The organism is Pararobbsia alpina (assembly GCF_902859895.1).
GTDB classification, from domain to species: Bacteria; Pseudomonadota; Gammaproteobacteria; order Burkholderiales; family Burkholderiaceae; genus Pararobbsia; species Pararobbsia alpina.
The window spans coordinates 337,461-361,433 of the sequence record NZ_CADIKM010000001.1; the positions used below are offsets into that span (position 1 = coordinate 337,461).

Consider the following 23,973-nt stretch of genomic DNA (forward strand, 5'->3'; position numbering starts at 1 on the left):
TCATCATGGAATTATTCCGCATCCGCAAAGACATACCGTTCATGCGCCACGCGCTGGTGTTCAACGCGATTTCGTTGATCACCTTCGTCCTGGCCGTGTTTTTCCTGGTCCATCGCGGCTTGCATCTGTCGATCGAATTCACCGGCGGCACGGTGCTCGAAGTCCAGTATCCGCACGTCGCGCAGACCGACCCGATCCGGCAGACGCTCGACAAGCTCAACTACGCCGACGCCCAGGTGGCGAACTTCGGTTCGTCGAACAGCGTGATCATCCGCCTGCCGCTCAAGGGCGGCCTGTCGTCGGCCCAGCAGAGCGATCTCGTGATGGCCGCGCTGAGCAAGCAGGACAACACGGCGCAACTCCAGCGCGTCGAATTCGTCGGACCGCAGGTCGGCAAGGAGCTCGCGACCAACGGCCTGCTTGCGCTCGCCTTCGTCGTGATCGGCATCGTGATCTACTTGTCGTTCCGCTTCGAATGGAAGTACGCGGTGGCCGGCGTCATCGCGAACCTGCACGACGTCGTGATCATCCTGGGCTTCTTCGCGTTCTTCCAGTGGGAGTTTTCGCTGTCAGTGCTCGCGGCCGTGCTGGCCGTGCTCGGCTACTCAGTCAACGAGTCGGTCGTCATCTTCGACCGGATCCGCGAAACCTTCCGGCGACAACGCAAGATGAGCGTGACCGAGGTGATCAACCACGCGATCACGAGCACGATGTCGCGGACCGTGATCACCCACGGCTGCACGCAGATGATGGTGCTCTCGATGTTCCTGTTCGGCGGGCCGTCGCTGCATTACTTCTCGCTCGCTCTGACCATCGGGATTCTGTTCGGCATCTACTCATCAGTGTTCGTCGCGGCGGCGATCGCGATGTGGCTCGGGGTCAAGCGTGAAGACCTGATCAAGCAGACTGCGCAGAAGCACGACCCGAACGACCCGAACGCGGGTGCACAGGTATAAGCGCTGGCAGGGATGCATGAGAAAAGGCCGGTTCGAAATTCGAACCGGCCTTTTTCGTTAACAGCTGTCGCGCCTACTTTGCAACGACGAGGTGGAACTCGATCACGGCCTCGTCGGCGAGCACCGCGGTATCGGCCCATTTGCCCTGTCCGATCCCGAAACCCCGGCGGCGCACGGGCAGCCTGCCGTCGAACACGCGCGTGCCGCCCTGCTCCGTCATGCTGACCGGCACGACGACGTCCTGCGTCTTGCCGCGAATGGTAAGTCTGCCTGTTACGCTGTATTCGCCGTCACCCGCCGGCACCACTGACGACGAGACGAATGTCGCATGCGCGTAATGCGCGGCATCGAACCCGTCCTTGCCCCGCACCGCCTTGTTCAAGCTGGGGTTGCCGAGATCGTAGCTGCCGGTGTCGACCGTGATCTTCGCGCTGCTGTTCGACGGCTTTACGGGATCGAATGCGATTTGCGCGTCGAAACGCTTGAACTGGCCGTCGAACGGCATGTTCATCTGCTTGAACCTCGCGTCGACCGTACTCTTTTGCAGATCGACCTGCGCGAGTGCCGGGCCGCTCAGCGACAACAATAGGGCAAGCGTTGCCGCGCCGGCAAAATGACTCGGTCGAGGGGAAATCGGGGAAATCGTCATACGGAGTTGTCTTGAAAGCTCGCGCGAACCGCGCGGGGGAGCGCATCGTAGCGCACTCACGTCTTACCGGAAATTTGGTGGCCCGCGTTGTCAGGCAGTTGAAGGATGAAACGCAGCGAGGACAGTGAGAGCAGGCCGACCAGCACGAAGGCGGGCCAGAAGTCGGCTGCGACCAGTTGCGTATGCCCCTGCACATAGCTCGAGGCCTGCAGGGCAAATGCGCCGATCGTCACGCCCATGCCGAGCGACAGCTGCTGGACCGCACTCGCGATGCTCGACGCCTGGCTCACATCGGCATGATCGACATCGGCGTACGACAGCGCATTGAGGCTCGTGAACTGCAGCGAACGAAACACGCCGCCGAACAGCAGGGTCAGCACGATACCGGCATGCGGCGTGTGGATCGTGAAGAACGCGATCGCGACAAGCGACGCCGAGGCGAAACCGACATTGAACTTGAGTACCGTGCGAAAGCCGAAGCGCCGCAGGATCTTGCGCGAGATCGTCTTCATGCACATCGAACCGGCCGCGGCCGAGCAGGTCAGCAGACCCGACTGGAACGGTGTCAGGCCGAAACCGAGCTGGAGAAACAGGGGCAACAGGAACGGCAGCGCGCCGATGCCCGCTCGAAACAGTGAACCGCCAAGCACGCCGACCCGGAAGGTCTGCAGGCGGAACAGGTCGAGCCGCAGCAAGGGATGCTCAGCGCGCCGGGCATGCAGGTAATACGCGATGAGCGCGATCACGCCAAGCGCAAGACAGCCGGACGACACGCGGGCCGAGACGAGGTGCCGCCCGATCGTGGCGAGCCCGAGCATCGTCAGGCTCAGGCCCAGCGCCGACAGGAGGAAGCCGGGCCAGTCGAGCGGGGGCACCCGGTCAACGCGCAGGTTCTCGATAAAGCGGGTCGCGAGATAGATGCCGAGCAGGCTGATCGGGACGTTGATAAAGAAGATCCAGCGCCAGTTCAAATACGTCGTGATCAGGCCGCCGAGCGGCGGCCCGATGATCGGCCCGATCAGCGCGGGAATCGTCAGGTAGTTGAGCGCCTGCACGAGTTCGGCTTTCGAGACGCTGCGCAGGATCACCATGCGCCCGACCGGCACCATCATCGCGCCGCCCATGCCTTGCAGGAAGCGCGCCGCGACGAAGGAGTCGAGCGAACTCGAAAGCCCGCAGAAGACCGAGCCGACCACGAAGACCCCGATCGCCGCCCGAAAGATGGTGCGCGAACCGAAGCGGTCGGCCATCCACCCCGACACAGGTATGAACACGGCGAGGCTCACCAGATACGAGGTCAGAGCCAGCTTCAACGCGATCGGACTTTCCCCGAGGTCGGTCGCGATCATGGGCAGCGACGTCGCGATGACGGTCGAGTCCATTTGCTCCATGAAGAGCGCGCAAGCCACGATGAGCGGGATGAGAACGGTACGGGAAACCACAGGTTCGCGCGTGTGAAAACAAGTAAAGAATCGAAAACGGAAACCGGGAAGCACATGGACTCACGGCACGCCTCGCGGGAAAACCATGCCCGCAACAAATCATTGACAAGTCAACAAGCGGCGCCAAGTATAGGCGCATTCGGCCCTGTCTGTCTGCCGCCGCAAGGGGTCGTGCGTTTGGTACCATGGAGCGCTGTCAAGTCGACGCAGCTGTCATGGTCTTTTCAAGATCGCGCGTCCCATTCGCGAGCCTTATGGAACTAGACAAATACGTCGCATGCGAAATCTGCGACACCGTGCACCACAAGCAGCACTTGGCCGGCCTTGCGACGGCGCGCTGCACGCGGTGCGGTTCCACGCTGTACCGGTCTGTCGGCCTGCGTTCGGCCGACCGCCAGCTCGCGATCGCGTTCGGCGCCTTCATCACCTTCCTGATTGCCAATGCCTTCCCGATCGTCGAACTCGAGACCAACGGTCTCACGACGCGCACGACGCTGATCGAGGCCATCCTCAACCTCGTGAACGGCGACCGGACCCTGATCGCCGTGATCGTCGCGCTCGCGACCATCGTGTTTCCGCTCATGGAGATTCTTGCGTTGATCTACCTGCTGCTGCCTATGCGGCTCGGTCGTCGCTCGCCGGGTTTCGATCTCGTGCTGCGCGGTATTCAGGCCGTCCGGCCCTGGGGCATGATCGAAGTCTTCATGCTCGGGGTGCTGATCACCGTCGTCAAGATGACGAGCATCGCCCGCGTGATCCCCGAGATCGCCCTGTTCGCATTCGGCGTGCTGAGCTTCCTGATCGCCGCGCTCGTCTCGTACAATCCGCGCGACCTCTGGAATCTCGCCGATGAAACACTGGTCAGGATCACCTCGATGCGGCTGCGTGCGGCCGCAAACGGCAAGTCCATGCACGCTTCGGCCAGGGCGGCAGGCCCGGCATCGGTTCGCGCGGTGATCGCCTCAGGTGTGCCCGCGGGTCCGTCCGAGGGGGCGTCATCAAGTGCAAGCGGCACCACGGAAAGCCCGAGCCCCCCACCGCCTCCGACGTCGAGGCATCCATGACCGAGCCAGGCGCACGGAACCCCGTGCCCGGCCCGATCGAAGCCGGCCAGGACAGCCGCCCCGCCGCCCAGGCGCGCTCGCTGCGGGCTCGCATTCATCGCAAGCCGCGCGCCCCTGAGCCCGCACCGGGACCGCCGGTCGAATACGTGACCGCACGCAGACTCGGCCTGCTGTCCTGTCATGCGTGCGGACTGCTGAGCCGGCATGTGCCGGGCTCTCACACCGAGCGCTGCCGGCGTTGCAACGCCGTGCTCCACGCGCGCAAGCCCGACAGCCTCGCGCGCACCTGGGCCCTGCTGATCGCCGCGATTATCATGTACCTGCCCGCGAACCTGCTGCCCGTGATGCACACAGTGTCGCTGTTCGGCGATCAGGACGACACCATCATGAGCGGCATCGTCTACTTCTGGACCTCAGGCTCCTGGCCGCTCGCGGTCATCGTGTTCATCGCAAGCTTCATGGTGCCGATGCTCAAGCTCGTCGTGCTGGGCCTGCTCGCGATCACCTCGCAGCGCGGCTCGCGCTGGCGGCCCATCCAGCGCACCCGCTTGTTCCGGATCGTCGAGTTCATCGGGCGATGGTCGATGCTCGACGTATTCGTCGTCACGCTGACAGTCGCGCTGGTGCACTTCCAGTCGCTCGCGACGATCTACGCGGGACCCGGCGCGATTGCCTTCGGCATGGTCGTCGTGCTGACCATGCTCGCCTCACATCAGTTCGATCCCCGGCTGATCTGGGACAACATCGAGAACTCAGGACAACACCATGACTAACGGCGAACGGCCCGAACCGCCTGAATCAGACGATCCGAAGCCACTGGCCGGCGACGTCCCGGAACCCATCGTGCAGCGCCGGCGCCGCTGGCTGCCCTCGCTCGTCTGGCTGATCCCGCTGCTCGCCGCGGTGATCGGGATCACGCTCGCGATCAAGGCGGTGGCCGACCGCGGACCGACGATCACGATCAGTTTCCTGAGCGCCGAAGGGATCGATGCCGGCAAGACCCAGGTCAAGTACAAGAACGTCAATATCGGCGAGGTCAAGCGGATCACGCTCGCGCAGGATCGTTCGCACGTGCTCGTCGAAGTCGAACTGACCAAGTCGGCCGAGAATTTCGCGGTCACGGACACGCGCTTCTGGGTCGTGAGGCCGCGTGTCGCGGCGAGCGGCGTCTCCGGGCTCTCGACGCTGCTGTCGGGTTCGTATATCGGCGTCGACGCGGGGCGCTCGCATGACGAGCGCACCGAATTCACCGGTCTCGAAACGCCCCCCGCGGTAACCGGCGACGAGAAGGGCCGCCAGTTCGTGCTGCGCGGCGATTCGCTCGGCTCGCTCGATATCGGCTCGCCCGTGTTCTACCGCCGCGTGACGGTCGGCCAGGTGGTCGGCTACGACCTGAATCGCGACGGCAGCGGAGTGACTGTGCGCGTGTTCGTCAATTCGCCGTACGACCAGTACGTGCGCAGCAATACGCGCTTCTGGCAGGCGAGCGGCATCGACGTGCGGCTCGACGCGAACGGCATCAAGCTCGACACCCAGTCGCTCGCGGCGATCCTCGCGGGCGGCGTCGCCTTCGAGTCGCCACCGAGCCAGCCCACGGGCGATCGGACCCGGCAGAACGCTTCGTACCGGCTCGCGGTCGACGAGCAGGACGCGATGCGCGACCCTGATGGCATACCGTTTCGCGTCATGATGCGCTTCAACCAGTCGTTGCGCGGCCTGCAACCGGGGGCGCCCGTCGACTTCCGAGGTATCACGCTCGGCAAGGTCGTGTCGATCGGCATCGATTACGACCGTGCGACCAAGACCATTGCGATGCCGGTCGCCGTCGATATCTATCCGCTGCGGCTCGGCGCGCGTTTCAACGCCGATGCGCCGGGTACCGAGACCGGGCGTGAACGGCTCGCGGCGATGGTCCGGCACGGTCTGCGGGCGCAACTTCGCAGCGGCAACCTGCTGACCGGCCAGCTCTACATCGCGCTCGACTTCTTCCCGCGCGTGCAGCCCGCGACAATCGACTACACGAAGGATCCGGTCGAACTGCCGACGACGCCGAGCACGCTCGACGAACTCCAGCAACAGGTCGCCGATATCGCCTCGAAGCTCAACAAGGTGCCGTTCGACCAGATCGGCAACAACCTGAACGAGACGCTGAAGAATGCCAATGTGCTGTTCGGGCAGTTGAACACCGAAATCGCGCCGGAGGCGAAGCAGACGCTCGACGAAGCGCAGAAGACCTTCAAGTCCGCGAACAAGGCGCTGCAGTCCGACTCACCGCTGCAGTCTGATGTGAGCCAGGCGTTGCAGGAACTGAACCGGACGATGCAGTCGCTCAACGCGCTTGCGGAATATCTGGAACGACACCCCGAATCGCTGTTGCGGGGCAAACCCGAGGATCCACAACCATGATGCCGATTCGATCGACACCACTCAGGAAAGCGCTGGGCAAGACTGTCGCCGCGCTCGCGGTCTGCACGGCGGCACTGTTCGTAGCCGGCTGCGCGTCCACCCCGCCCGATCACTTCTATACGCTCAGCGGCCGCGAGGGGGCGACGATCTACCATCCGTCGGCCGCCGATGCCGCGCCGTTCTACATCGAAGTCACCGATACGACGATTCCCGATACTGTGGCGCGCCCGCAGATGGTGCTCGACATGGGCGACGGGCGCATCAGCGTGGTCGAGCACCAGCGCTGGGTTGCCCCGCTATCGACGGAGATCTCGCAGGCGGTGTCCGACTACCTGACCCGCTCCCTGCACACGATCGATGTGTACCGATCGCCGACCGCCGATCGCCTGCCGGTCTATCGGGTCTCGATGAATGTGCGGCGCTTTGTTTCCGTGCCTTCGCAGAGCACGGCGATCGACATGGTCTGGACCGTGCGAGGCCGCGATCAGCAGGACGCGCACGAGACGCCGCTCGTCACGTGCAGATCGGTGGTCACCGAGAAGATCGGCGTGGGCTACGACGCGATCGCGCAGGGCCATCGGCGTGGACTTCAGCAGATTGCCGCGGACATCGGCGGCGTGATCACGACGCTCAATGAAACGCCGGCGCCCGTGTCACCCCCGCCGGCGCCGCAAGTCAAGGGCAAGCCGCCGGTCGTCGCGGCGCGGCCCGCTGCGCCGGTGGTGCCGTGCCCTTGATGAGATGACTCAGAGCCGCGCGGCGAGCTCGGCGGCCTTGCCGATGTATGAGCCCGGCGTCATCTCGAGCAGGCGCTGTTTCGCGTCGTCGGGAATCGCCAGGCCGCGCACGAAGATGTGCAAGGCTTCACGCGTGATGCCCTTGCCGCGCGTCAGTTCCTTGAGCTGTTCGTACGGGTTCTCGATGCCGTAGCGGCGCATGACCGTCTGGACCGGCTCGGCCAGCACTTCCCAGCAGTTGTCGAGATCTTCGGCAAGCCGCATGGGATTCACTTCGAGCTTGTCGAGTCCGCGCAGGCACGCATCGTAGGCGAGCAACGAATAGCCGAATGCGACGCCGATATTGCGCAGCACGGTCGAGTCGGTCAGGTCGCGCTGCCAGCGCGACACGGGCAGCTTGTCGGCGAGGTGACGCAGCAAGGCGTTCGCAAGGCCGAGGTTGCCTTCAGAGTTTTCGAAATCGATCGGGTTGACCTTGTGCGGCATCGTCGACGAGCCGATCTCGCCGGCCTTCAGGCGCTGCTTGAAATACCCGAGCGAGATATATCCCCAGACATCGCGGTTCAGATCGAGCAGCATCGTATTGGCGCGCGCGATCGCATCGAACAGCTCGGCCATATAGTCGTGCGGTTCGATCTGGATCGTGTAGGGGTTGAAGCCCAGGCCGAGCCGCTGCTCGATCACCCCGCGCGCAAAGCCTTCCCAGTCGAGTTCGGGATACGCGCTCAGGTGCGCGTTGTAGTTACCGACCGCACCGTTCATCTTGCCGAGCAGTTGCACGCTGGCGATGCGCTCGATCGCACGCGACAGGCGCGCGGCGACGTTCGCCAGTTCCTTGCCGAGCGTGGTCGGGCTCGCCGGCTGACCGTGCGTGCGCGACAGCATCGGCACCGCCGCATGTTCGTGCGCGAGCGCGACGAGCCGCCCGTGCAGCTTGCGCAGCGCCGGGAGCATTACGTGCTCGCGCGCGCCCTTGAGCATCAGGCCGTGCGAGGTGTTGTTGATATCTTCCGATGTGCATGCGAAGTGAATGAATTCACTCGCACGCTCGAGTTCCGCATGGCCCTTGACCGATTCCTTGAGCCAGTATTCGACGGCCTTCACATCGTGGTTGGTCACGCGCTCGATGTCCTTGATGCGCGCGGCGTCCGGGGTCGAGAAGCGCTCGACGAGGCCCAGCAGAAAGGCTTCGGCTTCGGCCGAGAAGCGCGGCACCTCGGCGAGGCCCGCATGCGAGAGCGCGATCAGCCAGTTGACCTCGACCTGGACGCGATGGCGCATGAAGGCCGCTTCGGACAGCCAGACGCGCAGCGCCTCGGTTTTCGGCGCGTAGCGGCCGTCGAGCGGCGACAGCGCGGTCAGGGCCAGGAGGGATTCGGGACTGAGTTCGGACATGATCGGCTAGGATTTGGGCTGAAGACCGCGCGCCACGGCGTGCCTCGGGCAAACGCGCGAATCTGCGAAAACGCGTTTTCGCGCGGCGGCGCTCGACAAGGGCGGTCGATCGAGAGCGTTCAAGAAAGGAACGACGAAAGCAAAATGAAGCAGGCAAACAGACAAGCGCGGATTTTACCATCGACGCCGCGCGACTCCTGTTAGAGCGCTGCGGCGCGCGTCAAAGTAGGGAGTCGTAAACATTTGCAGTCGAAAGAGCGATCAAAAACCGGGCTACGCCGGTTCAAGCTGTATTCCTTCTCCTGTGTCCAAGCGTTAAGGACAAGCCGTTTTCCCCCTCCGGTCAAATATAGTGCAATGATGAAACTCATCGGATCGCCGACCAGCCCGTACGTGCGCAAGGTACGAGTGGTCATGGCTGAAAAGAAAATCGACTACCAGTTCGTTACCGAGAACATCTGGGCGCCCGACACGACAATCGAAAATTTCAACCCGCTCGGCAAGGTTCCCTGCCTGCTGCTGGACGATGGCGAGGCCGTGTTCGACTCGCGCGTAATCTGTGAATATGTCGACACGCTGACACCCGTAGGCAAGCTGATTCCGCCCGCGGGACGCGAACGCGTCGAAGTGCGCTGCTGGGAAGCACTCGGCGATGGTGTCTGCGATGCGGGCGCGCTGATCCGCCAGGAAACGTTGCTGCGCGAACCCGCGCAGCGCAGCGAAAGCTGGGTGACCCGGCAGACCCGCAAGGTCGAGCACGGCGTCGAGGCGATGGCAAAGGGACTCGGTGAAAAAGCCTGGTGCGCATCGAACCACCTGACGCTCGCCGACATCTCGGTGTGCTGCGCGCTCGGTTTCTTGAGCTTCCGGATGCCCGAGTTGAACTGGCGCGAAACTTACCCGAACCTTTCGAAGCATTTCGAGAAGCTGAGCCTGCGCGCCTCGTTCGCCGACACGGTGCCGAAAGGCTGAGCGGTTTCGCGTACGGCTTCAAGCCTCCGCAGCGGTCTCGGCTGTGGCCGCCACGGCCATCTCCGATAAGGCGTTCGCTCAGGCTTCCGAGCCGATCTCTACAGGATGCCCGCATCGCCGAATTCGTCACGGATATCCGCGATCAGCGAGGTCCGCTGGGCCGCCGCTTTACCGATATGGCCGGCGACCACGCGCACGAGCAGGTTCAGCATGCTGACGACCGTGCTTGCCGAGGGGCCCGCGAGCGACGACGACACGTGGCACGGCAACGCGACTTGGGAGATCCGCTTGGCCCATGCGGCATTCTGAAGGTCGCTCACGGTCACGAGACGCACCCGTGTCATGCGCGCGCTGTTGACCACCTGCTTGAGCAATTCCGTGCGCGTCGAGGTGACGACCAGCAGCAAGGCGTCTCCCGGGCCTGTCATTGCCAGTTCCTCCGCCCAGATGCCGCTCTGCCCGCCAAGCACGTGCACGTCGGGACGCACGCGTGCGAGCAGCGGCCGCATGGAACGGACTAGTCCGTCCTCCGCGCCGAAACCCAGCAGCCAGACACGCGGTGCACGTGCGAGCAGCTCGCCCGCCGCCGACACCGTGTGGTTGCTCATCGATTCGAAGGTGCGCGTCAGATCGGCGATCTCCGCCTGCAGATGGCCCGCGACCGTATGGTCGGCGGCCGGCACCGGCGCGACCGAGGGCTGCAGAGTCTGCTCGAACGGCTGCGTGCGATTGCGTTCCTCGCGTGCCTGCAGCCGCACTTCATTGAAATCCTTGTAACCGAGGCTGCGAAACAGCCGCGCCGCGGTCGCCTTGGAGACCCCGGCCATACCGGCCAATTCCGTCGCCGTATAAGTCAGCATGTCCTGCTGTTGTTCGAGCAACAGCGACGCAAGCCTGCGCTCGCTCGGCGCAAGCGTCTCGTAGCGTTCCTGAATTGCTAGAACAAGGCGGGCCGACATGCTCATGACGAGCGGCATCCGGCGCGGCAGCCACGCCTGCGAGAATCATTGCAGAAAATTCTGTGACCCATGATCGTTCCCCGGTGACAGGATTTTTGGCCTATCGTAACATTCGTTCCATACTAACTCGCGAGGCTGAAACAATTGTTCCAGCCCCCCTAGCGATGAGCACCCTGCGACTCGCGCGGCACAAGATCTGGCCCAGCCTGCGGGAAGTCGCGGTGCCGGACTCGCGTTTCCACATGCGGTTTGCCGAGATGATCCCCGACTTCGCGGGCTCGGAGAAGGCCTGCGAGCGGATTGCCGCACTCCCCGCATGGCGCCCCAACGGCTATGCGTTCGTGACGCCCGACAACAGCCTCATGCCGGTGCGCCGACGGATGCTCGAAGACGGCATCACGCTCGTCGTCGCGACCTTCGACATGGCGCGCGGCTTCGTTCTCCTCGATCCTGCGACGATCCCGCCCGGCCATGCACGCTATGCATCGTGGCTCGACGGTCTTGAACATTTCGGCCAGCCCGTCAGCCTCGAGGCGCTCGCGCAGCGCGGACGTTTCGACCTCATGGTCACGGGCGCGTCGGCTGTGACAACCCGGGGCGTGCGGTTCGGCAAGGGTCACGGTTTCTTCGACCTCGAATGGGGAATGTTCAGCGATCTGGGCGTCGTCGTCGAGAGCACGCCGGTCATGACCGTCGTTCACGACGTGCAGGTCGTCGAAGATGCGCTTTTTCCCAGTTCGACCGACATCATCGTCGACCTGATCGCGACCCCGACCCGGACCATCGAAGTCAAACGCGCCCTGCCGAGGCCGCGCGGCATCTTCTGGGACGTCCTCGAACCCGAACTCATCGACGCGATACCCCCGTTGCAGGAACTGCGACGCGACCGCGGACTCGCCTGAGGTTCGGGTGCGTGCTTCGTCCAGGTTTCATCAGATTCGCATCCTGGTTCGCCCGGGTCCCGTCCGGGTTTCGCCTGAAAACGCACGGTCTTTTGTCCTGACGTCCACCCTTCTCTTCCTGGAAAAAACATGTCCCTATCAAGAAGGCGTTTCATGCAATTGGCGGCCGGCGCGGCTGTCGGCAGTGCCCTCCCCGGTGCCGGCATCCCGTTCGCACAGGCCGCGGGGTCGCCCGCGAAGCTGGTCATGCAGGCGTCGTGGGTCAACGACGCTGAATTCACCGGCTATTTCGTGGCCATGCAGAACGGCTACTACACCCAGCACGGCGTCGAACTCGACTACCTGTCTGGCGGCCCCGATGTGATTCCGGAAAGCGCGCTGCTCTCGAAGAAGGCGGACGTCGCCTTGACGACCGTCGAAGACACCCTGTCGGCCGTCACCAAACAACATGCGCCGCTCGTCGTGATCGGCACGCAATACCAGAAGAGTCCGGCCGGCATCGTCAGCCTCGCCAAGAACCCGGTCCGCAAGCCGGCGGACCTAGTGGGCAAGACGCTCGCCGTGCCACCCGCCAACCGCCTGGCCGTCGAGGCGATGCTGAAACTCAACGGCATCGACAAATCCAAGGTCCATATCGTGCCGTACGCCTATGACCCGACGCCCCTGCTCAAGGGCGAGATCGACGCGTCGCTCGACTTCGTCACCAACGTTCCATACGTGCTGAAGATGCAGGGCCAAGAAGCGGCGAGCTTCCTGCTCTACGATTTCGGCTTCCCGGTCTTCAACGATACCGTCGTGGTGACGCGCGACACCCTGAAGAACAAGCGCCGCGAACTGGTCGCCTACCTGAGTGCAAGCCGCCAGGGCTGGCAGGAAAACCTTCAGGATCCTGCCAAATATCCGCCCCTTTTCAAGGACACCCGCTTCAAGGGCAATGGTCGCGAAACCGCCAACGAAGTGTATTTCAACCAGGCACAAAAGCCCTTGGTCGAAGCGCCCGGCGGTATCTTCTCGATGTCGGACGACAGCATCGCGAAGTGCGTCGAGGCACTGAACGCCGTAGGCATCAAGGCGAAGCGCGAACACTTCGACACGACGCTGCTGCAGGAGATCAAGGCCTGATGGGGCGCGATCTCGTGATCGAGTCGGCACGGCGCACATTCTCTGTCGCCGGCCGAGAGATCGTCGCACTGCAGGATGTGTCGCTCGCGCTCAGGGAGGGTTCGTTCACGGCGTTAATCGGACCTTCGGGCTGCGGCAAATCGACGCTGCTGAGGCTAGTCGCGGGCCTCGACCAGCCGGACAGCGGGCGCCTGCGGGTCGGCGATGAAACGCCGCTTGCGATGCAGCGGCGCGGTGCACTCGGGATCGCGTTCCAGGATGCGGCACTCTTGCCGTGGCGTTCGGTGCAGACCAATATCCGTCTGCCTTTCGATGTGATCGGCCGATGGTCGCGCGACGACGCCGCTCGCGTGGACCGTCTGATCGATCTGGTCGGACTCAAGGGCTTCGAGCAGGCGTTGCCCGCGCAACTATCCGGCGGCATGCGCCAGCGGGTCGCGATTGCGCGGGCGCTCGCGACCGAGCCCGAAGTGTTACTGCTCGACGAACCCTTCGGGGCACTCGACCAGTTGCTGCGCCGGACGATGAATCTCGAGCTGCAGCGAATCTGGATGGAACGGCCGACGACGACGGTCATGGTCACGCACGGGATCGACGAGGCGGTCTTCCTCGCGGACCAAGTGGTGGTCATGCACGCGCGGCCGGGCCGCATCGCGCGCGTGGTCGACGTTCCGTTCGCGCGGCCCCGCTTGCCGGCCCTGTTCGGCAGCCCGGCGTTCCACGAAATCGAAAACACGATTGCCGCGTGTCTCTACGAAGACCAGGCGCCTCACCATGCGAGCTAGCAACAGGGCAGGCCCCTGGACCGTCTCGCTGATCCTGCTCCTCGCTTGGGAAGGGGCCGGACGCATGGGCTGGATCGCGCATGGTGCGATGCCGGCACCCAGCGCAATCCTGCACCAGTTGTGGCGAGACCGCGCGGATTACCCGCCGCATCTGCTCGGCACGCTCAGGACGGCGTTCGCGGGCTTCCTCATCGGCAATCTGGTAGCGATTGCGTCAGGCATCATGTTCGTCCGGTTCCGTCCGATCGAACGCATGATGGCCGGGGTCAACATGATGCTCTTCGCGATGCCGCCGATCGCATTGACGCCGATCCTGATTATCGCGCTGAGCGGCGATGCGCCGCGCGTGGTGCTCGCCGCGCTGGCGGTCTACTATCCGACGATGGCCGCGACCGTGCTCGGCATGACCCAGGTCGACGAGCGCCTGTGTGATGTGGTGCGGGTTTATGGCGGCGGCGAGCTGGCGATCTCGCGGTGGGTGCGCCTGCGCAGCGGCCTGCCCGCGATCCTCGCGGGACTGCGCGTCGCCGCACCCAATGCGGTGCTGGGCTCGCTGCTGGCCGAGTTCGGGGGCGGTGGAAACGCCGGACTCGGCACCTACCTGATCGGCTCGCTCGGACGCGGCGACCCCGCGCGCCTGTGGGGAATCGGGCTGCTCGCCACCGCGATCAGCGCGGCCGGCTACCTGCTGTTCAGCCGCGCGGCGAGGATATTTGCAAGTGACACGCTGAGCGCGACATTGAACGTCGGCGTCACGGCCCGGGGGCCCGGGAGGTTCCATCTGGCCGACGGGCTGATCGGCGTGACGGCCGTCTGCCTGCCCGTGCTGCTGTGGTGGCTGTGCATCGTCGTGCTGCGCGGTCTCGACGTTTCACCGATCGTGCTGCGCACGCCGCTCGAACTGGTCACCGGACTGACAGGCGGCGATGGCGCGGCCGACGCGCGCGATGCTCTATGGCAGGCGCTTGGACAAACGCTCCCGTATTGCCTCGCCGGGATGGCCGCGGGACTGGCGTTCGCCCTGCTGCTGGCCGTGCTCGGCAGCCTGCAGCCGGCGCTCGATGCTGCCTTGCTGCCGGTGTCGCTGATATCGCAATCGATGCCGCTGGTTGCGCTGACGCCGCTGATCGTCCTGGTGTTCGGCCGCGGAGCTGCTGCGATCCTGGCGATCACCGTGTCGGTCACGTTCTTTCCAGCCTACGTCACGATCTCGCAAGGCCTGAGTCTCGTGCCATCCACCGCGATCGACCTCGTGCGCACCTATGGCGGGGACCGCTGGCGGCGCATGCGGCTCGTCATCCTGCCGTGGTCGCTGCCCTATCTTTGCACCGCCGCCCGCCTGTGCGCCCCGCGAGCCTTTCTCGGCGTGATGATCGCCGAATGGCTAGCGACCGGTACCGGTATCGGCAACCTGCTGAACGAGGCGCGCGGGACACTCGACTACGGCATGGTCTGGAATGTCGCGATCACCGCGGTCGTGATCGCATTGGGTATCTATCTGGCCGTGCGCCTCGTCGAACGACGCGTGCTGCGGCGCTTCGCCGTACCCCAATGAGGGCGTGCCGGCACCGGTCGTGTTTTTCCATCCAACTCCGAACAAAGGTTTCCTCATGGACCATAAATCGATCGTCAGAGATCGCGTATTCGCCGAACTGCGCAAGGTCGCCTTTCCGGATAGCCGCTTTCATTACGACTTCGGCGAATTCATCACGGATTTCGCCGGCAGCGATGACGCACTCGAGAGGTTGATCGCCCATCGCTTTTACCAGCAGGCGGCATTCCTGTTCATCACGCCCGACAACTGCCTCGAGCAGCTTCGCTATCGAGCGCTGCGGGACGGCAAGCGTGTGCTGATCACCTCGTACGCGATCCGGCGCGGCTTCTGGCTGCTCGACCCGGCCAGGATCCCGGCGGACAAGCTGCTCTACGCGGCAACGCTCGACGGGATGGAGCGCCTGGCGCAGGCCGTTTCGCTGCGCGAGATCATGGCGCTACCCTCACTCGACTACATGGTGACCGGCACGGGCGCGATCAACGACGCGGGCATCCGGTTCGGCAAGGGCCACGGCTTTTTCGATGCCGAATGGGGCATGCTGTACCGGATCGGGAAGATCGGTGCGGACACGCCGGCCGCGGCACTCGTTCACGATTGCCAGGTGCTCGGCGAAACGCTGCACCCCGAAGTGTTCGATACCGTCGTCGATGCGATCTTCACCCCGACGCGTACGATCGAGGTGACGAATCCCCACAAGCCGACCTGCGGCATCGTCTGGGACCTGCTCGATGCGCATATGTTCGAGACGATCCCGCCACTGCAGGAATTGAAAGACATGGAAAGTGCCCCGGCCTTTCGGCAAGGCCCTACGACGCAACTGCGGCCGTAAGTGCCCGCATGCCCGTGACGGCCGCGCCCTCCAGCCCTTCGGCACCGGCGCGCTCGATGATCCCGCCGCCGAGGCAGACTTCGCCGTCGTAGAGGACAGCTGACTGGCCGGGCGTCACCGCCCATTGAGGCTCGGTAAAACCGAGCGCGAAAGCGCCGCCGGCGCCCGCGCGAAGCACCGTGCAGGGCGCATCCGCCTGCCGGTAGCGCGTCTTGGCCGCGATATGGGCGCCCTCGGCAGGCGGCTCGCCGGCGACCCAGCTCGCATCGATCGCCTCGAGCGCGGGCGCCGCCAGCCACGGATGATCGTGGCCCTGGACGACATAGAGCGTATTCGTGTCCATCGCCTTGCGCGCGACGAACCAGGGCTCGCCGCTGCCGTCGCGGCTGCCGCCGAGGCCAATGCCCTTGCGCTGGCCGAGCGTATAGAACGCAAGGCCGATATGCTCGCCGATCACCTTGCCGTCGGGCGTCTTCATCGGTCCCGGCTGGGTCGGCAGGTAGCGGTTCAGGAACTCGCGAAACGGCCGCTCGCCGATAAAGCAGATCCCGGTCGAATCCTTCTTCTTCGCATTGGGCAGGCCGATCTGTTCGGCGAGTCGGCGCACCTCGGTCTTCGGCATCTCGCCCAGCGGGAACATCGTGCGCGACAACTGCTGCTGGTTGAGCCGGTGCAGGAAATAGCTCTGGTCCTTGCTGAGGTCGGTCGCCTTCAACAGTTCGACGCGACCATCGCGCGCCTGCCGGACCCGCGCATAGTGGCCGGTCGCGATGGTGTCCGCGCCGAGCGCGAGCGCATGGTCGAGAAAGGCCTTGAATTTGATCTCGGCATTGCAGAGCACATCGGGGTTCGGCGTGCGGCCGGCCGAGTATTCATGCAGGAATTCGGCGAATACGCGGTCCTTGTATTCGGCCGCGAAATTGACCGCCTCCACATCGATGCCGATCAGGTCGGCGACCGAGACCACATCGATCCAGTCCTCACGGGTCGAGCAGTATTCGCTGTCGTCGTCATCTTCCCAGTTCTTCATGAACAGGCCGACCACATCGTAGCCCTGCTCCTTGAGCAGCCATGCTGTCACCGACGAATCGACGCCGCCGGACATGCCCACCACCACTTTTTGCTTCGCCATATGCGTGCGGCTCCGGCTACGGCCCGCGGCTCGGAGCCGCCCGGCGTTCGGAATTTTCCTTCGGAATTTCAATGACTTCGAATTTTACCGTGAAGGGAGACAACATGCTTCGGCTCGACACGGGATTCGTGCAACACGTTGCCTTTTGCCTGTATCGCCGCTTCGTGGCTTTCTGTACAGTGTGGCGGGCCGTTGTTTTGCCGGGTCGCCCGCGGGTAGCCCCGACTGTCATGCGCATACGCGTCGGGTACAGTGGGGCAGCCACGATCCGGCCGGTTTGCCCGCGTGGACGCGCTTCGGACTACGCGGGATCTCGAGAACAAGAAGGAGAATGCAATGCGAATTGGCATACCCGCCGAAGTGCGGGATGGAGAGTCGCGGGTCGCGGCGACACCGGAGACGGTCAAGCGTCTCGCGGCCGCGAAGCACCAGGTACAAGTTCAGGAGGGTGCCGGCGCACAGGCCTTTTTCCCGGATGCGGCCTATCGGGATGCGGGCGCTGAAATCGTCGACGCGGCGACAGCCTTCGGCGCGGACATCGTTCTCAAGGTCCGCGCGCCGCTTGATCACGAACTGCCGCTTTTCACGCGCGGGGCCGTGCTCGCCGGCATGCTCGACCCGTTCGACGCGGAACAGGCAGCGCGGCTCGCGGCAGCCGGGCTGGTCGCCTTCGCACTCGAATCGGCGCCGCGCACGACGCGCGCGCAAAGCCTCGACGTGCTGTCGTCGCAGGCGAATATCGCCGGCTATCGCGCGGTGCTGATGGCCGCCGAGCTGTATCCGCGCTTTTTGCCGATGCTGATGACCGCGGCGGGCACCGTCAAGGCCGCGCGCGTGGTCGTGCTCGGCGCGGGCGTCGCGGGGCTCCAGGCGATCGCGACAGCCAAGCGGCTCGGCGCCGTGATCGAGGCCTCTGATGTGCGGCCCGCGGTCAAGGAGCAGATCGAATCGCTCGGCGCGAAATTCATCGACGTCCCCTATGAAACCGACGAAGAGCGGGAGGCCGCTGTCGGGGTCGGCGGTTATGCACGGCCCATGCCCGAGAGCTGGCTCTTGCGGCAGTCGCTTGCGGTCCATGAACGCCTCAAGCTCGCCGACATCGTGATCTCGACCGCGCTGATCCCGGGGCGCGCCGCGCCGACGCTGATCCAGGAAGAGACCGTCAAGGCGATGAAACCCGGCTCGGTGATCGTCGATCTCGCGGCTGGCCGCGGCACCGAACAGCCGCATGGGCGCGGCGGCAACTGCCCCTTGACCGAGACCGACAAGACCGTGATCCGCTACGGCGTGCAGATCGTCGGGCATACGAACCTTCCGGCGACCGTCGCGGCCGATGCGTCGTCGCTCTACGCCCGCAACCTGTTCGACTTCCTCAAGTTGATCATCGACAAGGACGGTCAGCTGATGATCGATCTCAACGACGATATCGTCGCCGCGACCCTGCTCGCGCGCGACGGCGAAGTCATCCGCAACGCGCAACGCGCCTGACGAGGAGTGCAATGGAACTGGTTAATCATCTGATTGTGTTCGTGCTGGCCGTCTATGTCGGCTATCACGTGGTCTGGACGGTCACCCCCGCGCTGCATACGCCGCTGATGGCGGTGACCAATGCGATCTCCGCGATCGTGATCGTCGGCGCGATGCTGGCCGCCGCGCTGACCGTGAGCCCCGCGGGCAAGGCATTCGGCACGATCGCCGTGCTGCTCGCGGCGATCAATGTGTTCGGCGGCTTCCTGGTTACACGCCGCATGCTCGAGATGTTCCGCAAGAAGACGCCGAGGAAGGCGCTCGAGAGCGGCGCGGAGGGCGCGAAATGAGCTACGAAGTCGTCACCCTGCTCTACCTGATTGCTTCGGTCTGCTTCATCCAGGCGCTCAAGGGCCTCTCGCATCCGACGACTGCGCGGCGCGGCAATGTGTTCGGGATGAGCGGCATGCTGATCGCCGTGCTCACCACGCTCGCGCTGATCTACAACCGCGCGGCCGAGATGCAGCTGCCTCTGGGCACCGACCTCGGCCTGTTGTTCGGCGCGCTCGTGATCGGCGGTGCGATCGGCGCGTTTGTCGCGAACAAGGTCGAGATGACCAAGATGCCCGAGCTGGTCGCCGCGATGCATTCGCTGATCGGCCTCGCGGCCGTCTGCATCGCGTATGCGGTGGTCTGTGAGCCGTCCGCGTTCGGGATCTCGGCGCAGGGCGATCCCACGCTGCCCTACGGCAATCGCGTCGAACTGTTCATTGGCACCTTCGTCGGCGCGATCACGTTCTCCGGTTCGGTCATCGCGTTCGGCAAGCTCTCGGGCAAGTACAAGTTCCGGCTGTTCCAGGGTGCGCCGGTCATCTACCCGGGCCAGCACCTGATCAACCTGCTGCTCGCGCTTGCGATGCTGGGCTTCGGGATCATCTTCTTCCTGTCGCAGGCCTGGCTGCCGTTCATCATCATGACGTTGATCGCGTTCGCGCTCGGCGTGCTGATCATCATCCCGATCGGTGGCGCGGACATGCCCGTCGTCGTGTCGATGCTGAACTCGTATTCGGGCTGGGCGGCGGCGGGCATCGGCTTTTCGCTGAACAACTCGATGCTGATCGTCGCGGGCTCGCTGGTCGGCTCATCGGGTGCCATCCTCTCGTACATCATGTGCAAGGCGATGAACCGCTCGTTCTTCAACGTGCTGCTCGGCGGCTTCGGCGGCGCTGCCGCGGTGTCCGTCGGCGGCGCGGCGGGCGAGCAGCGTCCGGTCAAGTCGGGTTCGCCCGACGATGCGGCCTTCATGCTCGGTAATGCGCAATCCGTCGTGATCGTGCCGGGCTACGGGCTGGCGGTCGCGCGTGCGCAGCATGCGCTCATGGAACTGGCGACCAAGCTCACCGAGAAAGGCATCGACGTCAAGTATGCGATCCACCCGGTCGCGGGGCGCATGCCGGGCCATATGAACGTGCTGCTCGCCGAGGCCGAGGTGCCGTACGAGCAGGTGTTCGAGATGGACGACATCAACGCCGAGTTCGGGCAAACCGATGTCGTGCTGGTGCTCGGCGCGAACGACGTGGTCAATCCCGCCGCGAAGGACCCGAAGTCGCCGATCGCCGGCATGCCGATCCTCGAGGCCTACAAGGCGGCCACCGTGATCGTCAACAAGCGCTCGATGGCCTCCGGCTACGCGGGGCTCGACAACGAGCTGTTCTATATGGACAAGACGATGATGGTGTTCGGCGACGCGAAGAAGGTCGTCGAGGATATGGTGAAGGCGGTCGATTAGAACGGATTGGGGCGGAGAGGAAGCGATGGCCTAGGACCGTCCAGTCAAGCTTGACTTGAAAAAGAAGCCGCGCTCAGCAATGAGCGCGGCTTTTTGCGTTTCTAATGCATAGACTTGTCTCACGAGGTGCTTCCAGTGCCAGCGAGCGTCATCGTTAGCCATGCCGGGGTCTCGCGGTTCATTGGACAGCCTGCAGAGCGCCGGTTTCGATCGGAGGAAACATTCACGGCGTCGTCGCGGCGGTGATTCGTGGAATAGAGGGGAAACGAGCCATGTCTGACCAGATCTATACCCGGCGCCGTCGTCTTCTCGGCACGACGGTTGCGGGCATCAGCCTGATGGAACTGGGGCTGAGCGGACTCGCGCAAGCGCAGTCCAACAGCACGGCGTCCGGATCAAGCGCCGCTTCATTCGAAAACCTGCGGCAGATCAAGGCCGGCACGCTCGACGTGGGTTACGCGGAAGCGGGCCCGCAGAATGGGCCTGTGGTGATCCTGCTGCACGGCTGGCCCTACGATATCTACAGCTTCGCCGAAGTCACGCCGTTGCTCGCCGCCGCGGGCTACAGGGTCATCGTGCCGTATCTGAGAGGCTACGGGTCCACGCGGATTCTCTCCGCGGACACGCCGCGCAACGGCCAGCAGGCGGTCGTTGCGGTTGACGTCATCAACCTGATGGACGCACTGAAGATCGACAAGGCGATCTTCGGCGGCTTTGACTGGGGCGCACGTACGGTGAATATCATTGCCGCGCTGTGGCCGCAGCGATGCAAGGCGATGGTGTCGGTGAGCGGTTATCTGATCGGCAGCCAGGAAGCCAACAAGGCGCCGTTGCCGCCGAAAGCGGAACTGTCATGGTGGTATATGTTCTATTTCGCCACCGAGCGCGGCTATGCCGGCTATGACGCGAACCGACACGATTTCAACAAGCTGATCTGGCGCCTGGCGTCGCCGAAGTGGAATTTCGATGACGCGACCTATGAGCGCTCGGCCGCATCGTTCAATAACCCGGACCATGTAGCGATCGTGATTCACAACTACCGGTGGCGTCTGGGGCTCGTCACGGGCGAGGCGAAATACGACGAGCTGGAGAAGCGTCTGGCGAAGGGGCCGACCATTTCGGTACCGACCATCACGATGGAAGGCGACGCCAACGGCGCGCCGCATCCGGAGCCGTCGACCTACGCGAAGAAGTTCACCGGCAAGTACGCGCACCGGAACATCAGTGGCGGCATCGGACACAACCTGCCGCAGGAAGCACCCAAAGCGTTTGCTGACGCCGTGATCGACGTCGCCCGTTTCTAAGACGCGCCAGCCTTTCCGTTGTGGAGGACGCATGAAACGCTTGCTCGCATGCATTGCCTTCATGGCGGGCGTTCTGTCCGCGGAATTGGCGCATCCAGTAAATTGTTCGATGCTCAACGCGAGCCGGGTGCAGGTGAAACGTCCAAAAGAGAACGATTAATTCGCGTGATCGAGAGATTTGAGTGAGCCGCTCGCTCGCGACAGCGCGCTCGATGTCACCTATTGAAGAAAGGCCGCGCTCAGCAATGAGCGCGGCCTTTTGCGTTTCTAACGCATCGAACCTGTCTGGTTATTCCCGGGCAGCGAAGTAATTTCGCTAGGCGAAAATATATTCGCTAGGTGAAATCACCTATTGGTGGCCGATCTGGGTCATCGGTAAAGTTTCGCCTAGCGCAATAATAAGCGTTACGCGAAAACATGATGCTTGGCTCGAACCGTGCCATCCATCGCATCTTCAAAGGTCACCATGCAAATCGGAAAACCCAGTCAGCGACGCACGTCGATTTCGACCGCCGCGCCTGACAGCATCACCGTCCGTAACCGCGATCTCTGCAAGGAGTTGATTGGGCAGGTGAGCCTGACCGAATTCTTTTGCCTGCTCCTGACGGGCAAACCACCCACGGACGTCCAGCGCCTGTTCCTCGACGCATCCCTGGTATCGATCTCGGAACATGGGCTGGTGCCATCCATCCAAGCCGCCCGCATGACCTTCGCGGCAGCGCCCGAGGCTTTGCAGGGCGCGGTGGCCGCCGGCCTGCTGGGATGCGGGTCGGTCGTGCTCGGCAGTTCCGAAGAGGCGGGCAAGCTCTTCGCCAGCTTGCTCGCGAAAACGCCGCACGAGGGCACGCTCGAACAAGTGGTCGAGCGCGAAATCTCGGCGCTGCGGGCGCGGCGCGCTCCGCTGCCTGGCTTCGGGCATCCGCTGCACCAGCAGGAAGATCCGCGCGCCACGCGCCTGCTCGCCATGGCGGACGAACATGGCACCGCGGGAGAGAACGTGCGAGTACTGCGCGCCATCGCTGCCGCAGTGCCGAACATCTATGGCCGGGCATTGCCGATCAACGTGTCAGGCGCGATTCCCGCTGTGCTGCTGGACGTCGGTTTTCCTCTCAAGGCCCTGAAGGGCGTGCCGCTCGTCGCACGGAGCGTGAGCCTCGTGGCGCACCTGCTGGAAGAGAGCGTGGAGCCGATCGGCTTCGCGCTGGCCCATGCCGGCGAAAACGCGATCGAGTACGTCGCGTAACCCGGCACTCCCGGAACACAACGCGGCGAGCGCCGCTCAAGGAACAATCGAAGTGATCAAGGTATTGCAGAACATTCGTGTCATCGAACAGGGCACCTTCATTACCGGACCGGCCACGGGAATGCTGCTCGGCGACCTCGGCGCCGACGTCATCAAGGTGGAGCAACCCGAAACGGGTGACCCTTTCCGGGCTTTTCGCGGCGGCCTGTACAGCCCGCACTTCCAGACGTACAACCGCAACAAGCGCAGCGTCACGCTCAACACGAAAGATGCCGGCGATCTCGCCGCTTTCGACGAGCTCATTCGCACGGCGGACGTGTACATCCAGAACTTCCGCCCAGGCGCGGCGGCTCGCCTGAACGTGGACGAAGCGCGTCTTCGCGCGATCAATCCACGCCTCATCTACTGCTCGATCAGCGGCTTCGGCCAGTCGGGGCCTTCCGTGGGCCGTCCTGCGTACGACACGGTTGCGCAGGCCGCCAGCGGATTTCTCGGGCTGTTGATCAATCCGGAGAACCCGCGTGTGGTTGGACCGGCAATCGCTGATTCGATCACGGGCTTCTACGCCGCCTACGGCATTCTCGGGGCGCTGCAGGAGCGCACGCGCACGGGAACGGGCCTGAGCGTGGAAGTGTCGATGCTCGAGGCCATGACGCACTTCAACATGGACGCGTTCACTCACTACTATTCGGCTGACGAAGTCATGGGACCCTACAGCCGGCCCATGGTCTCGCAGTCGTACGTCATGAAGTGCAGGGACGGCAAATGGCTCGCGCTGCATATGTCGTCGCCCGAAAAATTCTGGCAGGGGCTCGCCGCGGTGATCAACAGACCGGGCTTGCTCGAAGACCCGCGCTTTTCGACGCGCGAGGGCCGCATCGACAACCAGGACGCCATGATCGAGGTGCTCACTGGAGTCTTCGTCGAGCGCGACCGCGACGAGTGGTGCCGCCTGCTGCTCGCGCAGGACGTGCCACATGCGCCGATGTATGACTCCAGCGAAGCGCTGGAAGACCCGCAGGCGAAGCATCTGGAACTGCTGGTGTCTGCGCAACACGCCACGATGGGCGAATACAAGACCGTGCGCAGCCCCGTGAGCTACAACGGCGAGCGCTCGCTCGCGATCGTGCCGCCGCCGGTGCTCGGCGAACACAACGAAGAAATCCTCGGGCCTCTGCGCGCTTGAGATTTCGCCGCGCTGGCCGATATATGGGGCGGGGACGCGCGGCCGGACCGCGCGGCAAGAACAACAATCAGGAGACTTT

The 23,973-nt window shown here is 64.0% G+C and carries 23 protein-coding genes; 18 read left to right on the forward strand and 5 right to left on the reverse strand.

Annotation, left to right across the window (positions count from 1 at the left end):
• Nucleotides 1-5: 5 nt before the first annotated feature.
• Nucleotides 6-956, forward strand: coding sequence for a protein translocase subunit SecF (secF, locus tag HV670_RS01460; RefSeq protein ID WP_175102834.1), 951 nt, complete (start codon nucleotides 6-8; stop codon nucleotides 954-956).
• A 73-nt stretch (nucleotides 957-1,029) separates the two neighbouring features.
• Here secF and HV670_RS01465 read toward each other — a convergent pair whose 3' ends face one another.
• Both HV670_RS01465 and HV670_RS01470 read right to left on the reverse strand, forming a co-directional pair.
• Nucleotides 1,030-1,605 carry a YceI family protein gene (locus HV670_RS01465; RefSeq protein WP_175102835.1) on the reverse strand — a complete coding sequence of 192 codons (576 nt, stop codon included), beginning with the start codon at nucleotides 1,603-1,605 and terminating at the stop codon, nucleotides 1,030-1,032.
• 56 nt (nucleotides 1,606-1,661) lie between these two features.
• Complete coding sequence (locus tag HV670_RS01470; protein WP_281362346.1) at nucleotides 1,662-3,047, reverse strand: MFS transporter; 1,386 nt, start codon at nucleotides 3,045-3,047, stop codon at nucleotides 1,662-1,664.
• A gap of 254 nt (nucleotides 3,048-3,301) precedes the next feature.
• Here HV670_RS01470 and HV670_RS01475 point away from each other — a divergent pair, with 254 nt between their 5' ends.
• Genes HV670_RS01475 through HV670_RS01490 form a run of 4 tightly spaced genes read left to right on the forward strand, consistent with a single transcriptional unit; the run spans nucleotide 3,302 to nucleotide 7,254 of the window.
• Nucleotides 3,302-4,111, forward strand: a complete 810-nt coding sequence (locus tag HV670_RS01475) for a paraquat-inducible protein A (protein WP_175102837.1) — start codon at nucleotides 3,302-3,304, stop codon at nucleotides 4,109-4,111.
• Nucleotides 4,108-4,884 carry a paraquat-inducible protein A gene (locus HV670_RS01480; protein ID WP_175102838.1) on the forward strand — a complete coding sequence of 259 codons (777 nt, stop codon included), beginning with the start codon at nucleotides 4,108-4,110 and terminating at the stop codon, nucleotides 4,882-4,884. The genes HV670_RS01475 and HV670_RS01480 overlap by 4 nt, the downstream gene beginning before the upstream one ends.
• A complete protein-coding gene (locus HV670_RS01485) occupies nucleotides 4,877-6,517 on the forward strand; it encodes a PqiB family protein (protein ID WP_175102839.1) in 1,641 nt (546 codons plus the stop codon). Before HV670_RS01480 ends, HV670_RS01485 begins: the two co-directional genes overlap by 8 nt.
• Nucleotides 6,514-7,254, forward strand: a complete 741-nt coding sequence (locus HV670_RS01490) for a PqiC family protein (RefSeq protein ID WP_175102840.1) — start codon at nucleotides 6,514-6,516, stop codon at nucleotides 7,252-7,254. Before HV670_RS01485 ends, HV670_RS01490 begins: the two co-directional genes overlap by 4 nt.
• Before the next feature lie 9 nt (nucleotides 7,255-7,263).
• Here the strand turns inward: HV670_RS01490 and purB are convergent, their stop codons facing one another.
• The gene (gene purB / locus HV670_RS01495; RefSeq protein ID WP_175102841.1) at nucleotides 7,264-8,649 is read right to left on the reverse strand and encodes an adenylosuccinate lyase; all 1,386 of its coding nucleotides are present in this window, start codon (nucleotides 8,647-8,649) and stop codon (nucleotides 7,264-7,266) included.
• Between the two features lie 357 nt (nucleotides 8,650-9,006).
• Here purB and HV670_RS01500 point away from each other — a divergent pair, with 357 nt between their 5' ends.
• Entirely contained in the window at nucleotides 9,007-9,621 is a 615-nt protein-coding gene (locus HV670_RS01500; protein WP_175102842.1) for a glutathione S-transferase N-terminal domain-containing protein, read from the forward strand.
• Between the two features lie 98 nt (nucleotides 9,622-9,719).
• On the opposite strand, the gene HV670_RS01505 is transcribed toward HV670_RS01500, so the two are convergent.
• Complete coding sequence (locus HV670_RS01505) at nucleotides 9,720-10,586, reverse strand: MurR/RpiR family transcriptional regulator (protein ID WP_175102843.1); 867 nt, start codon at nucleotides 10,584-10,586, stop codon at nucleotides 9,720-9,722.
• A gap of 158 nt (nucleotides 10,587-10,744) precedes the next feature.
• Between HV670_RS01505 and HV670_RS01510 the strand changes: the two genes are divergently transcribed.
• The 5 genes from HV670_RS01510 (at nucleotide 10,745) to HV670_RS01530 (ending at nucleotide 15,773) form a co-directional block, all read left to right on the forward strand.
• Entirely contained in the window at nucleotides 10,745-11,482 is a 738-nt protein-coding gene (locus tag HV670_RS01510) for a 5-formyltetrahydrofolate cyclo-ligase (protein WP_175102844.1), read from the forward strand.
• A 153-nt stretch (nucleotides 11,483-11,635) separates the two neighbouring features.
• Entirely contained in the window at nucleotides 11,636-12,604 is a 969-nt protein-coding gene (locus HV670_RS01515) for an ABC transporter substrate-binding protein (RefSeq protein WP_175103000.1), read from the forward strand.
• Nucleotides 12,604-13,389, forward strand: a complete 786-nt coding sequence (locus tag HV670_RS01520) for an ABC transporter ATP-binding protein (protein ID WP_175102845.1) — start codon at nucleotides 12,604-12,606, stop codon at nucleotides 13,387-13,389. Before HV670_RS01515 ends, HV670_RS01520 begins: the two co-directional genes overlap by 1 nt.
• Entirely contained in the window at nucleotides 13,379-14,944 is a 1,566-nt protein-coding gene (locus HV670_RS01525) for an ABC transporter permease (RefSeq protein WP_175102846.1), read from the forward strand. Before HV670_RS01520 ends, HV670_RS01525 begins: the two co-directional genes overlap by 11 nt.
• A gap of 55 nt (nucleotides 14,945-14,999) precedes the next feature.
• Entirely contained in the window at nucleotides 15,000-15,773 is a 774-nt protein-coding gene (locus HV670_RS01530; RefSeq protein WP_175102847.1) for a 5-formyltetrahydrofolate cyclo-ligase, read from the forward strand.
• On the opposite strand, the gene mnmA is transcribed toward HV670_RS01530, so the two are convergent.
• The gene (mnmA, locus tag HV670_RS01535; RefSeq protein WP_175102848.1) at nucleotides 15,751-16,905 is read right to left on the reverse strand and encodes a tRNA 2-thiouridine(34) synthase MnmA; all 1,155 of its coding nucleotides are present in this window, start codon (nucleotides 16,903-16,905) and stop codon (nucleotides 15,751-15,753) included. The two genes, HV670_RS01530 and mnmA, sit on opposite strands and share 23 nt — an antisense overlap.
• Before the next feature lie 336 nt (nucleotides 16,906-17,241).
• Here mnmA and HV670_RS01540 point away from each other — a divergent pair, with 336 nt between their 5' ends.
• The 7 genes from HV670_RS01540 (at nucleotide 17,242) to HV670_RS01565 (ending at nucleotide 23,894) form a co-directional block, all read left to right on the forward strand.
• A complete protein-coding gene (locus tag HV670_RS01540) occupies nucleotides 17,242-18,393 on the forward strand; it encodes a Re/Si-specific NAD(P)(+) transhydrogenase subunit alpha (RefSeq protein ID WP_175102849.1) in 1,152 nt (383 codons plus the stop codon).
• A gap of 11 nt (nucleotides 18,394-18,404) precedes the next feature.
• On the forward strand, nucleotides 18,405-18,722 hold the full coding sequence (locus HV670_RS01545; RefSeq protein ID WP_175102850.1) for an NAD(P) transhydrogenase subunit alpha part 2: 318 nt from the start codon (nucleotides 18,405-18,407) through the stop codon (nucleotides 18,720-18,722).
• On the forward strand, nucleotides 18,719-20,161 hold the full coding sequence (locus tag HV670_RS01550) for an NAD(P)(+) transhydrogenase (Re/Si-specific) subunit beta (protein ID WP_175102851.1): 1,443 nt from the start codon (nucleotides 18,719-18,721) through the stop codon (nucleotides 20,159-20,161). The genes HV670_RS01545 and HV670_RS01550 overlap by 4 nt, the downstream gene beginning before the upstream one ends.
• A 272-nt stretch (nucleotides 20,162-20,433) precedes the next feature.
• Complete coding sequence (locus tag HV670_RS01555; RefSeq protein ID WP_175102852.1) at nucleotides 20,434-21,465, forward strand: alpha/beta fold hydrolase; 1,032 nt, start codon at nucleotides 20,434-20,436, stop codon at nucleotides 21,463-21,465.
• Between the two features lie 31 nt (nucleotides 21,466-21,496).
• Nucleotides 21,497-21,625, forward strand: coding sequence for a hypothetical protein (locus HV670_RS31810; RefSeq protein ID WP_281362347.1), 129 nt, complete (start codon nucleotides 21,497-21,499; stop codon nucleotides 21,623-21,625).
• Between the two features lie 306 nt (nucleotides 21,626-21,931).
• On the forward strand, nucleotides 21,932-22,708 hold the full coding sequence (locus tag HV670_RS01560) for a citryl-CoA lyase (protein WP_175102853.1): 777 nt from the start codon (nucleotides 21,932-21,934) through the stop codon (nucleotides 22,706-22,708).
• Between the two features lie 52 nt (nucleotides 22,709-22,760).
• Entirely contained in the window at nucleotides 22,761-23,894 is a 1,134-nt protein-coding gene (locus HV670_RS01565; RefSeq protein WP_175102854.1) for a CaiB/BaiF CoA transferase family protein, read from the forward strand.
• Nucleotides 23,895-23,973 lie beyond the last annotated feature (79 nt).